Origin of the sequence: Sphingobium sp. SA916, from assembly GCF_002894065.1 — a bacterium.
Classification (GTDB): Bacteria; Pseudomonadota; Alphaproteobacteria; order Sphingomonadales; family Sphingomonadaceae; genus Sphingobium; species Sphingobium fuliginis.
The window spans coordinates 32,924-46,186 of the sequence record NZ_LXYF01000054.1; the positions used below are offsets into that span (position 1 = coordinate 32,924).

13 protein-coding genes and 2 pseudogenes are annotated in these 13,263 nt (G+C 61.6%); 7 read left to right on the forward strand and 8 right to left on the reverse strand.

The window, feature by feature from the left end; translation table 11 throughout:
* Positions 1-72: 72 nt before the first annotated feature.
* From A8G00_RS17125 to A8G00_RS17145, 5 genes are all read right to left on the reverse strand, one after another.
* Positions 73-885 carry a tRNA U-34 5-methylaminomethyl-2-thiouridine biosynthesis protein gene (locus A8G00_RS17125; protein ID WP_103001232.1) on the reverse strand — a complete coding sequence of 271 codons (813 nt, stop codon included), beginning with the start codon at positions 883-885 and terminating at the stop codon, positions 73-75.
* A gap of 27 nt (positions 886-912) precedes the next feature.
* Positions 913-1,797 carry a tRNA U-34 5-methylaminomethyl-2-thiouridine biosynthesis protein gene (locus tag A8G00_RS17130; protein ID WP_037482922.1) on the reverse strand — a complete coding sequence of 295 codons (885 nt, stop codon included), beginning with the start codon at positions 1,795-1,797 and terminating at the stop codon, positions 913-915.
* A 131-nt stretch (positions 1,798-1,928) separates the two neighbouring features.
* Positions 1,929-2,975 (reverse strand): peptidyl-alpha-hydroxyglycine alpha-amidating lyase family protein, encoded by a 1,047-nt coding sequence (locus A8G00_RS17135; RefSeq protein ID WP_172451894.1) that lies wholly within the window; start codon positions 2,973-2,975, stop codon positions 1,929-1,931.
* Between the two features lie 68 nt (positions 2,976-3,043).
* Positions 3,044-4,048, reverse strand: a complete 1,005-nt coding sequence (locus A8G00_RS17140) for an MBL fold metallo-hydrolase (protein WP_216365631.1) — start codon at positions 4,046-4,048, stop codon at positions 3,044-3,046.
* 295 nt (positions 4,049-4,343) lie between these two features.
* Positions 4,344-5,501: an IclR family transcriptional regulator C-terminal domain-containing protein gene (locus A8G00_RS17145; protein ID WP_137710225.1), complete on the reverse strand. Its 1,158-nt coding sequence runs from the start codon at positions 5,499-5,501 to the stop codon at positions 4,344-4,346.
* 345 nt (positions 5,502-5,846) lie between these two features.
* On the opposite strand from A8G00_RS17145, the gene A8G00_RS17150 reads away from it, so the two are divergent.
* The 3 genes from A8G00_RS17150 to A8G00_RS17160 all read left to right on the forward strand — a co-directional run bounded on the left by A8G00_RS17150 (position 5,847) and on the right by A8G00_RS17160 (position 9,954).
* Positions 5,847-6,941: a hypothetical protein gene (locus A8G00_RS17150; protein WP_216365632.1), complete on the forward strand. Its 1,095-nt coding sequence runs from the start codon at positions 5,847-5,849 to the stop codon at positions 6,939-6,941.
* A gap of 307 nt (positions 6,942-7,248) precedes the next feature.
* Complete coding sequence (locus tag A8G00_RS17155; RefSeq protein ID WP_216365633.1) at positions 7,249-8,343, forward strand: LacI family DNA-binding transcriptional regulator; 1,095 nt, start codon at positions 7,249-7,251, stop codon at positions 8,341-8,343.
* A 378-nt stretch (positions 8,344-8,721) separates the two neighbouring features.
* Positions 8,722-9,954: a site-specific integrase gene (locus A8G00_RS17160; protein ID WP_103001235.1), complete on the forward strand. Its 1,233-nt coding sequence runs from the start codon at positions 8,722-8,724 to the stop codon at positions 9,952-9,954.
* On the opposite strand, the gene A8G00_RS17165 is transcribed toward A8G00_RS17160, so the two are convergent.
* On the reverse strand, positions 9,932-10,123 hold the full coding sequence (locus tag A8G00_RS17165; RefSeq protein WP_103001236.1) for a helix-turn-helix domain-containing protein: 192 nt from the start codon (positions 10,121-10,123) through the stop codon (positions 9,932-9,934). The two genes, A8G00_RS17160 and A8G00_RS17165, sit on opposite strands and share 23 nt — an antisense overlap.
* Positions 10,120-10,335 carry an AlpA family transcriptional regulator gene (locus tag A8G00_RS17170; RefSeq protein WP_066560297.1) on the reverse strand — a complete coding sequence of 72 codons (216 nt, stop codon included), beginning with the start codon at positions 10,333-10,335 and terminating at the stop codon, positions 10,120-10,122. The genes A8G00_RS17165 and A8G00_RS17170 overlap by 4 nt, the downstream gene beginning before the upstream one ends.
* A gap of 494 nt (positions 10,336-10,829) precedes the next feature.
* Between A8G00_RS17170 and A8G00_RS17175 the strand changes: the two genes are divergently transcribed.
* The 4 genes and pseudogenes from A8G00_RS17175 to A8G00_RS25265 form a co-directional block, all read left to right on the forward strand.
* Entirely contained in the window at positions 10,830-11,210 is a 381-nt protein-coding gene (locus tag A8G00_RS17175) for a type II toxin-antitoxin system RelE/ParE family toxin (RefSeq protein WP_301182315.1), read from the forward strand.
* Positions 11,188-11,520, forward strand: coding sequence for a DNA-binding transcriptional regulator (locus A8G00_RS17180; RefSeq protein ID WP_172451895.1), 333 nt, complete (start codon positions 11,188-11,190; stop codon positions 11,518-11,520). The genes A8G00_RS17175 and A8G00_RS17180 overlap by 23 nt, the downstream gene beginning before the upstream one ends.
* 236 nt (positions 11,521-11,756) lie before the next feature.
* Positions 11,757-12,839: a DUF262 domain-containing protein gene (locus A8G00_RS17185; RefSeq protein WP_103001239.1), complete on the forward strand. Its 1,083-nt coding sequence runs from the start codon at positions 11,757-11,759 to the stop codon at positions 12,837-12,839.
* Positions 12,823-13,140 (forward strand): annotated as a pseudogene (locus A8G00_RS25265) (MAE_28990/MAE_18760 family HEPN-like nuclease); the annotation flags it as partial. The gene A8G00_RS17185 and the pseudogene A8G00_RS25265, both read left to right, overlap by 17 nt.
* Positions 13,141-13,157: 17 nt before the next feature.
* On the opposite strand, the pseudogene A8G00_RS17190 reads toward A8G00_RS25265, so the two are convergent.
* Positions 13,158-13,263: pseudogene (locus tag A8G00_RS17190) on the reverse strand (IS5/IS1182 family transposase); the annotation flags it as partial.

Consider the following 13,263-nt stretch of genomic DNA (forward strand, 5'->3'; position numbering starts at 1 on the left):
AACCGCCCGGCGCGTCCGGCGACATGGAGTCAAGGGAATGGCGATGCCGGCTGACGGCCATGGTCCGCCGGATCAGGCCAGCTTGAACTCGACCACGGCCGCACCCGCGCCATAGGTCGGCCCATAGCCATGGACATGGGCATTCTTGAAATCGCCCACGCCCCCCAACAGCCAGGCCAGATGCTTCATCCCCATGTCGGTCTTCGCCGCCGCGGCGAAGTCATCCAGTCCGGCGCGCAAGCGGTCCGCCCTGCCCTGCTCCATCGCGGCAAGCAGCGCGCGATTGGCGGCGTCGCTCTGCTCATCCACGATACGATCCTCGGCTATGTCGATGTCCTTGTCGAAATAGCCGGCGGAAAGGCCGCCGACCGCGATCACCGCCGCGCGCTTGCCCTGAAGATCGGCCTGCTCCGCCGCCACCCGGCCCAGCGCCTCCGTCGTGGCGAAATCATGATAGAGGTTGTTGGCGGCGACCACCGTCGGAATCGTTCCGCCGGGGTTGAGGAAGGCGTTGGCGACGATCGTTCCGCTGTCGATCGGAAAGCCTTCATAATCGACCGCCTTGGATCGATGGCCCGCCGCATTGGCCCCCGCGACGCACGCCTGGGCCAGCGAAACATCCGCACGCAAGTCCATCTGGAGGTCGCCATAATCATACCAGTTCTCATCGACATGGACGCCGGTGCTGTGCGGACGCGCCTGCCACAGTTCGTCCAGCACGGCGAACCATTGGGTCGAATAGATCAGCAACACGTCGGGCCGGCTGGCGCGCAGCGCCTCGCCCGCCGCTTTCGCCGCCGTGGCGAGCGGAGCCCAGGGCGGATTGTCCTGGCGCAGGAAGGGCAGCGGATTGCCCGGCATCAGAAATGCGGAAACGACCGGCATGATATGTCCTCGTATCTCGATTGGGGCTCAGGCCGCCAGACGCCATTCCATGACGGCGTTGCCGGTGCCGATGACCGTGCCGTAGCCGTGAAGCTCCGCAGGCGTGGTGGGATATTCCATGGCGGAGATCATCCAGGGGAAGGCCCCGGACTTCACTTCGGCAAAGGCTTCCTCCACCCATTCGGGGAACAGGCGCATCACCTCCCGGATCTCGCCCCTGCGCATGAGTTCGATCATGCGCATGTCCCATTTGTAGCCCTTGTAGCTTTGCGGATGCTCCCGGCTCATATCCTCGGGAATCTCCGGCTCCTCATGGAAATGATAGTGCGAGAAGGTGTTGGACGCGAGCAGCACGGCCCGCTTGCCGCTTTTCTCGATCGCCCGCCGCGTCGCTTCGCCCAGCCGCTCCATCTCCTCCACGCCCTCGTCGAGGGTGAGGTAATAAGGCGAATTGTTGGCCGAGATACCGACGACCGGGATGTCCCATTGCGGACGGACCATGTGCAGCGTGGTGATCGTGCCATAATCCACCCGGAAATTGGGATTGCGCATCATCTTGGCGGTCAGGCCAAGCGCCTGCGCCTCGCCGCAGCAGGCTTCGGCAAGGTCGACGTCGACGTTCAGGTCGAAGGCAAAGCGGAAGAGATTGGGGAAGATCGGATCGACCGACTTGCCCGACAGACGCTCCACGCCGAGGAAATGGTGGCCGACTGTCGTAATCCAGTGCGGCGAATGGACGAGCAGCACGTCGGGCTTCAGTTCCTCGATGCTCTTGCGCGCCTTTTCATAGGCCCAGCGCAGCGGCTCCCACCCACCCTCCGAACGCGGCTCATTCTGCGGGGGATTTTCGGCATAGACGAGATGGGGAGGATGCGGCGCCACGAAGCCCGCGAGAATCTTACCTTGGGACATGAGCTCTCTCCGATTCTCATTAAGTAAGAAAAATAATTCGTCTTGTAAGATTGGTATCAAGCCCGCAGGAAGCCGTCAACGAAAGTCTGCGGGCCTTGCAACGGGCCGATCATTCGGAACCGGGCAGCCCTTCATGGCTTCGGCCGCTTCACATGCCGTTCCAGCATGCGGCGGCCAACGACCGCGCCATAGACATTGCCCTGATCGTCGACACCCACGCCTTCGGCCCCGGAATGCCTGGGTTCCGCCGCTTCGGCATCCTCGATGAAGGCGTCGACCCTTCCGGTCCGGGCACTGCCGATGCGGATACCCCGACGGATGCGGGCATCCTGATTACGGCCCTCGACCGGACTGGATTCGGAATCCGCGACATAAAGCCTGTCCTTCCCGTCGATATAGATGCCGCTGGGGCGACCGAACTGATGCCACTGGGCCAGGAACTTGCCGTCCTGGCTGAAGATCTGGATGCGGTTATTCTCCCGATCGGCCACGAACAGCCGGCCACGGGAATCGAGCGCCAGACTGTGAGGCTCGCTGAACTCGCCAGGACCGCTTCCCTTGCGCCCCCATTGCCCTATGAACTTGCCGTCCTTCGAGAATTTCAGCACCCGGTTGTTCTTGCCGCCGGGCGAATGACTTTCGGACACGAAGAAGTCGCCCTTGCGCGTGACCACGACGTCATTGGGCTGATCCAGAAAGTCTGTGGCGGAACCCAGCGCATCGTGACCCAGCGTCATCAGCACCTTGCCGTCGGAATCGAATTTCACGATCTTGCCGCCATTGTCGCCCGATCCGCGCTCGGCCAGGAAAACGGAACCCAGATCGGTGACCCACAAATTGCCCTGCGCATCGACGGTCGCCCCATGGGGGAAGCGAAACAGGCCCTGGCCGAATGCCTTCAGAAGTCGGCCCTGCGCATCGAATTTCAGGATCGGCGGTTCGGGCCGGTCGATGCAGGAATTCTCAAAGCAGCGATGGATGACGTAGATGACGCCGCCCGGGGCCGATTCCACCGCCGTCACCGCCGCCCATTTCATCCCCGCGGGCAAAGTGCCCCAATCCCGGGTCGTTTCATAAGGCTGAGGCAGGTCGTTGCGCGGAGCCGCGTCGCGCGCGACCGCAACGGCGGGCAGCAGCATCGTCGCCGCGAAGGCCAATAATCCGGAACCCAGTCGCAATGTCGCCTCCTCCCATCGATGCATTATCCGACGCCATCACGCATCGGGCCGTCCAGCCGCCCCCTCCGTCAGCGGGGCGGGATTTCGTAGGTGACGGGCACCCAGGCATAGCCGCGTTCGGCCTTGCGGATATGCCCCAGTCCGGGAAAGGGCAGGTGCGCGGCGGCGACCAGATAGCGCCCGTCCGCTGCATCCTTCAGCGCCGCCAACCGGCTCGCCGTCGCCTTTGCAGGATCGATGTCGGAATACATGGCCACTTCCGGCAGTTCGAGCTGGACCTGCCCGAAATGCATGATGTCGCCCCAGAAGAGCAGGCGCTCGCCCTTCGATTCCACCTCGAAAAAGGCGTGGCCGGGCGAATGCCCGCGAGAGGCGATGGCGCGTATGCCGGGAAGCACTTCCCCCGTGCCGTCGAAATATCGGAGCCTGCCGCGCCGGCTATAGGCGTCCATCGACTCCTTGACCGCCCGGAAGCGATATTTGCCGAGCTTGCCCTGATCCTCCGGCGCCTTCGCCGCTTCGGCCGGGTCCAGCCACAGCGCCGCATCGGTCTTGTCGGCATAGACGGTCGCATTGGGGAATGCCGGCTGCCCATCCTTCACCAAGCCGCCGATATGGTCGGGATGCATGTGCGTGATCAGCACGGCATCGACCTGATCCGGCCGGTACCCCGCCGCCCGCAGGCTTTCGGCAAGCCCGCCCAGTCGCGGCCCCAGAACCTTTCCGGCGCCCGTGTCCACCAGCACCAGGCGGTCGCCCGTGTTGATCAGGAAGGCATTGACGGACGTGGGCACGGCATCCGGCTCGAACCGCTTGCGCAGCATTGCGGCCACCTCGCCCGCCGTCGTGTTCGTCAAGAGCTTTGCCGGCGGGAAGTCGACGACGCCGTCATTGAGCGCCGTGATCTCATAGTCGCCCAGCATCATGCGATAGAAGCCCGGCGCCTGGCTTTTCACCATCGGCACCTTCGCTGCCGGAGCCTGCGCCGCGCCACCGCCCGCCGCCGCCAACAGGGCGAGGGCGGCTGCCCGCCAGAACCGGCGACGCGCCCGCCCTCCAGGCATGGCGGACATTGCGGACCTTCGGCTCAAACGAACATCGGGCATCCACGTCTCTCCCTTTCCGGAACCCTGCATGAAATATATTATCTCGATATGCAAGATATAAAAGTCGTTAGATGAGAATTTATATCGCACAGCCACGGCTGGCGCTCGCGCGACATCGCACGATTGGAACGGACAAGGATCAAACAGCAGGCGCGCGATCCCGGCACCGGGCCGGAACCGCCCTGATTTCCGTCCTAACGCGATTTCTTAATCAGCGATCAATCGCGTCGCCTGGAAATCGCTCCGGTCGAGGGCCATAGCGTCATTCGTCCGGGGCGATATGGGAACCCGGCTTGAACGCGATGGCGGTGATCATGATCCCCTGATGGGGATGGGGCAGTTCCTTGACCGCGACGGTGTTGCGCGCAGGGCCTTCGAAGCCGAAATAATCGGCATAGACGCGGTTGAAGGTCTCATAATCGGCCATGTCGAGCAGGTGGACCTGAATATCGACGATGTCCGCCAGCGACGCGCCCGCCGTTGCCAGCATGTCCCGGATTGCGTCGAAGATGAAGCGCGCCTGCCGCTCTATGTCGATCACGACCTTGCCGTCTTCCCCGACGGTCGCGCCCTCGAAACTGTCATCCGGCCGCCGCGCGCTGGTGCCCGAAATGAACAGGAAATCCGCCACGCGCTTCAGGTGCGGGAAATTGCCGCGGGGCTTGGCGCGCGACGGGAAAACCCGGCTTTCGATCGACAGCGACCGTTCGATCTGGGTCACGCTGCCGGCGATCGCGGACCGCGCCTTCGCCAACTGCTCGTCGCCCAGCCGCGAACTGGGCGCCGACAGCGCGATCGCCGCCACCACCTGGCCCCGCATGTTATGCAGCGGCAGCGCGATCGAACGAAGCCCCTCCTCCCATTCCTCATTGTCCACCGCATAGCCCTGCTTCGCGATGCGGCCGAGTTCGGCCATGAGTTGCCCCGGATCGACGATGGTGCCAGGCGTGTAGCGCCTGAGCTCCGCATTGGCGAGGAAGCTGGCGCGGTGACTCTCGCTCATCGAGGCGATGAACAGCTTGCCCGCGGAGGTGCAGTGAAGCGGAAACGGCTCGCCCACCGGATGGCTGATGACCAGCGAACGGTCGGGCCGCGCCACGGCCGCATTGATCGCCTGGTTCCCGCTGCGTGCGACGCAGTGGACGGCTTCGCGGAATTCATCGGCCAGAGCCTCCAGATGCGGATGCGCCGCATTTACCAGCAGCACGTCGCCTTCCACCCGGGCGCCAAGGTCGGCCAGGGCCGGTCCCAGATGGAAACCGCCCTTGCGCCCGCGCGCGACCGCACCCTCGCCTTCCAGCGTCAGCAGGAAGCGATGCACCGTCGCCATATTGCTGCCCACCGCGCGGGCAACCTCCGTCGCGCTCAGATCACGACCCGCGCCCGCTATGGCCCGCAGGATCGCAAACGCCCGCGTCACCGAATTATTCTTCGGCGTTAGAACCGGTCCGCGAATGAATACTTCTCCCAATCCAAACCCAAGGCGCCACCCCGGGCGCGAAACTCCAGCTAGCAGCTTCCTTCCACAGGGGAAACCTTCCTGAACAGATGCCACGCACCCTGATTGCGCCTTGACAGACGCTGCAAATCACCATCATATCGCGATATAGGCAATTGAAATCTTATTAATTAAGATAAATAATGGCTATCATCAGGGCGCGCAACCGCCTGCTGCCACGGCGCTTTCGGAATAACAATATGTTAGGACGCGGGCCCTTTGCTTGAGAGCCTTTATTCGGTCGACAATGGGCCCGGAGGGATGACTATGCGGCGCTGTTTCCTTGCCATGGCGATGCTGATCGGCTGCATCGGCTCAGCGCCCGTTCCCGCCCAGAAACCCGCCGCCGACGCCCCCCGGTTCGAACCCGACGCGCAATGGCCAAGGCCCCTGCCCGGCAACTGGATATTGGGCCAGGTCTCGGGCGTCGCCGTCGACAAGGACGATAATGTCTGGATCATCCAGCGGCCGGGTTCGCTGCTCGACGACGAGAAGGGCGCGCAGAAATCTCCGCCTGAGTCGCTTTGCTGCTCGGCTGCTCCGCCGGTCATGAAATTCGACCAGCAAGGCAATCTTCTCGCCGCCTGGGGCGGAGCCGGACAGGGCCATCCATGGGTGCAGATGGAACATGGCATCCATGTCGACGATGCGGGCCATGTCTTCATCGCCGGCAATCTGGACGGCGACCAGGTGCTGGAGTTCACCGGCGACGGCAAGTTCATCCGCCAGTTCGGGGCCGACGACGGCACCAAGGGGTCGAATTCCACGACGCGGCTGGGACGCCCGGCGCATATGATGACGGACAGCGCGGCGAACGAACTCTATGTCGCGGACGGATATGGCAATCGCCGGGTGATCGTCTTCGACCTGTCGACCGGTGCATATAAGCGGCATTGGGGCGGCAGCGGTTCGGTGCCTAATGACGACAAGCTGCCGCCCTATTCGCCCGCTTCGGTATCGCAGGGATTCAACAACCCGGTTCATTGCGTGCGCATCGCCCGCGACGGTCTGGTCTATGTCTGCGACCGGGCCAACGACCGGATACAGGTGTTCCGCAAGGACGGCAGCTATGTGCGCGAGTTCAAGGTGGAGCCCCAGACGCTGGGCAGCGGATCGGTGTGGGACCTCGTCCTGTCCGAAGACGCCGCGCAACGCTATATCTTCGTTGCCGACGGCGGCAACGGACAGGTCGTGACACTGCTCCGCCAGACCGGCGCGTTCGTCACGAAATGGGGCCGCGCGGGCCGCCAGCCCGGCCAGTTCAAGTCGATCCACAACATCGCGATCGATTCGAAAGGCAATCTCTACACGGCGGAAGTCGGTTATGGCCGCCGGGTGCAGCGCTTCAAACGCCGGCATTAAGCCCGGCGGGAAATATCGGCCCCGGCAGGGGGAGGGGGGCGCTCCTTGCCGCATCGCTCCTTTTAAGCACGACAAGCCAGAGACAATCCCCGGACCGGACTTCCGACGGCCCGGATAGCGGCGCGATGACCTGACGGTCCGTCGAAGCGGCCGTTCGCGGGCGGCATCGCATCGCCCCGCCGCCATGAACCGACGCCCCTCCATCCTGCCGCAGCCGCCTGCAAAAGGCCCGCGACCGGCCGGAATGCGAAATCATGTTGCCAAGATTTGCGCGCGGGAAGAGAAAGGCCTGTCAAAGGAGACTATTTTGCCGCGCAGTAGCACCAAATCCCGGACCGTGACGATCAAGCAGGTCGCGGAGGCCGCTGCAGTTCACCCGTCGACCGTCTCCCGCGCGCTCAACCCAGCGACCCGCTATCTGGTCGCGGAGGAAGTGGCTGAACGCGTGCTCGCGGCGGCGCAGCGCCTTGGCTACCGGCGCAACCTGCTCGCCGCGGGCCTGCGCACCGGCCGCTCGCATCTTGTAGGCATGCTCGTGCCCGACATCGCGAATACCGTCTTTTCCCCGATCCTCAGCGGCGCGGCGGAAAGGCTTGCGGCGGAAGGCTTCTCGACCGTGGTTGCCGATGTGGGGCGGGATTCCAGCCGGCAGCTGGAGATCGTGCGCGAGTTGGCGACGCGGCAGATCGAGGGATTGATCCTGGCGACCGTCCAGCGCGACGACCCGGTGGTCGATTTCTGTCTCGAACAGGGGCTTCCGGCGGTTCTCGTCAACCGGGCGGAGGAAAAGCGCCGATTGTCGGCCGTCGTCTCCGACGACGCGCTGGGAATGCAACTCGCCGTCGACCATGTCGTGGAACTGGGACATCGCAGGATCGCACATCTCGCAGGACCGGAGACGGTGTCCACCGGCCATCTGCGGCGGCGCGCCTTTTATGGCGCGATGGAGCAGCACGACCTTCGTTCGACCGAGCCGCTGCACGAAGCAGCCGAAGGCTATTCGCGGGAAGAGGGCGCGATTGCGACCCGCCGCCTGCTGGACCGTGACCCCGACATCACCGCGATCGTCGCCGCAAACGACCTTCTCGCACTGGGCGCCTATGATGCGCTGAAGGAACGTGGCCTTCGGTGCCCGGAGGACGTATCGATCGTCGGGCATAACGACATGCCCATGATGGATCTGGTGACGCCGCCGCTGACGACGATACGCATCGGCCATAATGCCCTGGGGCGGGAGGCGGCCGACCTTCTGCTGCAACGCATTCGGGGGGATGATCCGGAGATCCGCAACATCGTGCTCGCGCCTTCGCTCGTCGTGCGGGAATCGACTGCCCGGCCCCGGCAAGGGCAGGCAAAGAGGACGCGATCGGCGAAGGCGACGAGAACGGCCGTGGCGGGATAAGCGGAAGGTCCAGCCGAGCCGAGGCTGGACGTCAGGCATGGAGCGGAACGCAGACGGGTGAATGTCCAAGCCTTCAGGCCGGACGACAATAGTTCTAGGAGAATAGCCGAAAGCCGACTGGCTCAATCCGCTGGCCGCGCGCCCAGATCGGCGCCAACCACTATCCAACCGCCTCGCAAGGCATTGATAAATGGTGACCCCTACGAGTGTAGAACTTTTGTCTCGGGCGATGCCGGGACGTTCCTAACTACACTGTAAAATCGACGATTTGTCTTGTATGGTGTTCGCGGTCGGTCGTCTTGATTTGCCTGAATTTGGCGCAAAATGTGGGAACGATTGTGGGACCAATTCCTGCCCGGAAGTGTGGGAACGCCTGCGATGCCCAAAGCGGGAACCGAACCGATGGCACTGACGGCATTGAAGGTAAAGAACGCGAAGCCTGGTCGGCATGTCGATGGCCGGGGACTGTGCCTGCTGGTGAAGGATAGCGGTGCGCGGACATGGGTGCTGCGGATGCAGAAGGATGGACGCCGACGCGACTATGGGTTGGGATCGGCGCTGGACGTGTCACTGGCCGAGGCGCGGGAAGCGGCAGCAGCATTACGGCGGAAGGTCCGTGAGGGAACCGATCCGGTCGCCGAGCGACGCAGGGCGCGCAAGGTGGTGCCGAGCTTCGAGACGGCGGCCCGCGATTGTTACGAGGCGTTGAAGGAAGGCTGGAAGAACAAGCGGCACGCCAACTGGATTTCCAGTTTCGAGAACCATGTGTTCCCGGCGATCGGCACGAAGCCGGTCAACGAGGTGGACAATGCGTGCGTGGTCGAGGTGCTGTCGCCGATCTGGCTGACCATCCCTGATAGCGCGCGGCGCATCCTGCAACGCATAGGCGCGGTGCTGGACTTCGCCCATATCAAGGGCTGGCTTCCGGGTGAGGTATCGTTGCGCTCGGTGCGCAAGGGGCTTCCCCGTCAGGTGGACAAGGGCGGACATCTGGAAGCCATGCCCTATGTGGATGTGCCTGCGCTCATGCGGAAGCTGGCGGCAGCTTCGCCCACGACCGGGCGCGACGCGCTGCGCTTCACCATCTATAATGCCGTGCGGTCGAACGAGACGCGCTTTGCCGTGTGGTCGGAGTTCGATCTGGACAAGGCCATCTGGACCATTCCGGGTGAGCGGATGAAGGCAGGGGAGACCCATGTCGTGCCGCTGTCCGCGCCCGCCGTGGCGCTGCTCCGCAAGCGGTGGAAGGAGCGCACCAGCGATACCGGCCTTGTGTTCAGCAATGACGGCGAAAAGCCGATCAGCGACATGACCATGACCAAGCTCTTACGCGATGACGGCATCAAGAGTGTGACCGTCCACGGCTTCCGTTCGGCCTTCACCGACTGGTCGTCGGAGCGGACCCGCTTCCCCAAGGAGGTTGCCGACAAGGCGCTGGCGCACAAGCTGCCCAACAAGGTGGAAGCCGCCTATCGCCGCACCGACTTCTTCGACAAGCGGCGCAGCCTCATGGCGCGCTGGGCGGAGTTTCTGGACAAGCTGCCGGTGAAGGGTAGTTCGGACGCCGACCCCACGGCGTCCGAGCCGGTCAGGCTTCGCGTTGCCGCCTGATGAGATCGTGCAGGCTGGCGGTGGTGACGCGGGTGGCCTTGCCGAGCTTCACCGTCTCGATCTCACCCGCCGCGATCAGCGCATAGAGCTTGGTGCGGCCGACCCCGATCATGCGCGCCGCATCATTGACGCGCACGCAGATCGGATCGGGCGGTAGAGGCACGGTCATTGTACCTGGCTCCCGGCGTGGTCGTCGCGATAGCCGACAGGATCGGCCACCCAGCGATTGACGGCGGATTCGTGCCAGCCCGCGCCGTGGACGCTGATCTTTACCTGGCGGGGGAAGGTGCCTTCGCCCATCTTGCGATAGAGCGTGGTGCGCGAAAGCCCGGTGCGGGCGAGAACGGTCTTCAGGCGGATGATACGATCGGGGTTGTTCATGGGGCAATCTCTTCAAATCAAGGTGTTGCACGCGCCCCTGTGGACCAGCATCGGGCAGCATGGCGCACTGGGCAAGAGCCGTTACGGGGCCAAATCAGGCCATTCGGGATTGGACGGGTGGGCGCTGGCGACGACTGGCGTTCAGGGGCGTCCAAGGGCGGTCCACGACGTAGCTCTGCCGCAGGGCGTGACCATCGCAGAATTTTTTCCCACTATGTCCCAAACAGCATGCCGGTCAGTGCTTTATGCCGATGGGTACGGCATTGCGCATTGGTCAGGTCGAATCATTCATGGCAATTCTCCAAATCATCGGAGGTCTGCCCGCCAGTGATCAGGCTGCGCCGGATCGTCTTGCGTCGCAAGGGGTGGGGCACTGTAGTGCCGATCGGGGCATTTCAGTGCCGGTTGCGCCAATATCGGCCCTGCAAGTGCGTTGAACTCTAACGCTATGTATTATATATGGCATCGGAAGCAGGAGGGCCACCATCCCACGTATATTCAAGAATGGCTGGTTCGAGCGCTTCGCGCGCAAGGAGCGCATTGCCGATTCGGGGCTTCGGGACGCTGTGCAGCGCGCCGAAAGCGGATTGGTGGATGCCGATCTCGGCGGCGGCGTCATCAAACAGCGCGTGGCGCGTACCGGTCAGGGCAGGTCGGGCGGCTATCGCACGCTGATCCTGCTCCGGCACGGTGATCGGGCGATATTCGCTTTCGGCTTCGCCAAGAGTGCGCAGGCGAATATATCGAAGGCGGACCTCGCCTTGCTGCGCAATGCGGCAACCGAAGCGCTGGAATGGAACGACGAGGAACTGGACCGGCTGGTGGCATCTGGAACGCTGGTGGAGATAGACGATGGGAACGACGGTGAAGGGTAAGGGCTATCGCAGCGAGATCGCGGGCGCGGTCCACGAGATGATGAGCGACGCGCACGACGCGGGCGTTATGTCGCGCGCGACACTTCGCACCTTTGATGAGGCGTGTCTTGCCCCGGCCCCATCGCTGGCAGGCGATGAAATCCGCGCCATCCGTGAGCGCGAGCATGTCTCGCAGCCGGTGTTCGCCGCCTATCTCAACGTCTCGCGCAATCTCGTGTCGGATTGGGAACGCGGCGTGAAGCGCCCCGGCGGTCCCGCCTTGCGGCTCTTGTCCATCATCCAGCGCAAGGGGTTGCAGGCGGTGGCCTAACTACCCCTGTCGTGTTTCACCTGTTTTCGCACACTGCCGGGATGACCGCCTTGGGCCGATTTCAGACTGTCAGCCGTGGATTGAATAATTCGTGAACCTGCCACTGGCCGCCGTTAATTTAGGCAGCAAAGATGGCCGCTCGTTGATGCACCTTCGCAAGCTGAGATCGGAAGCGTGGTATTGCTCAAGCTTCCGCGGGCCTGTAGCGTCGTTGCAAATCGAAGAGGGTATCAAAATTGACTAACAGCACTCCAGGCAGCCTCGATCGCGAGATTCGCACGACGGCGGTGGATTTTTCCTTCGGCGAACTTCTCAACTTACATAGAGATGAAGAGATTGTTATTCGTCCAGAATATCAGAGGCTTTTTCGATGGTCTAATGAGCAAAGATCTAGGCTAATAGAATCTATAGTAATGGGACTTCCAATCCCTCCCATATTTCTCATCGAGAACGATGATGGAATTTTGGAGCTAATTGACGGCCTTCAAAGGACTAGCTCTGTACTTCAATTTTTAGACCATTCTGCCATTAGTCAACCAGAACTTGTTCTGCAAGGTTGTGATTTTATTCACGATCTAAATGGAAAGACGTTGAATACTATCGATACCGTTACAAAATTAAAAATAAAGCGCACGCCTATCCGTGCGACGATAATTAACAAATCCGGCGATGCCTTCGTTAAATATGAGCTATTCAAACGTCTTAATACTGGCGGTTCGCTTCTTTCCGCTCAAGAGATCCGAAATTGCTCATCTAGGATGATCGACGGAGGCGCTGATTTTTATGAGCTTCTGCAAGGACTCGCGCAGCATCAGGGATTCGCATCAGCGATTTCACGCCTTCCGAGCAGCATGGTAGAACAGAGAGCGAATGAGGAACTAGTACTTCGATTTTTTGCTCTGGTTAACTCGCGAGATACGTTCAAAGGTAACATCGAAGAATGGTTGGACGGCTACATGGAGAGCGTCCTATTCGGGCTTGTGCATTTTGATCGCGATGGAATGGCAGCACTTTTTGAAAAGACCTTCGACGCCATTCTCGAAAAGTTGGGCGATCAAGCATTCACTCGTTTCAATACACATGGCGAAGCCACGGGGCGTCTAGCGCCAGCATATTACGAGGCTGTCTGTGCCGCGTTCGTAGAGCGCTACGACGACCTAGTTGACGTTCCCGGAGGTGACCTTTTGGCACGCTTGATAGCCGCATTTTCCAGCGAGAGATTCAAAAGCGCTACAGGGCCGGGCGCTAACACCATACCAAAGCTCCATGAAAGGATTCAGGTTGTGCGGGAGTATCTCTGTAATGAAGTCTCCGCTTGACTTGATTACTGATGACTTAAGTTGGCGTGAAGCAGAACTAGGTTCTTTAAAATTGCTGCTTGCACGAAAAGATGTCAGCGATCATCAGAAAGTAGTTTTGCTTAGGGTTTCTTGGGCTTTATTGTACGCGCATTATGAGGGGTTCTCAAAAGCGGCCCTTACAGTTTTTTATGATTACGCCAAGGCGGCAGTCGCAAATTGCGGCTTACTCCCCGTTAGAACTCGTATTTTTGCCTTGGGTAAAAAAATAAAGAAATTAAAAGGCCTCTCCGCCGAACCGCTACTGTTAGAAATGGAAAACTTTAGGGCGCAGACTCATTATGCATTGCACCAGAGGCGTGTGCAGATGAGCTTGATCGCCGCCAGATAGTTGGCAGCATCCTTATCATATCGAGTGGCTATGCCCCGGAACTGCTTGATCCGA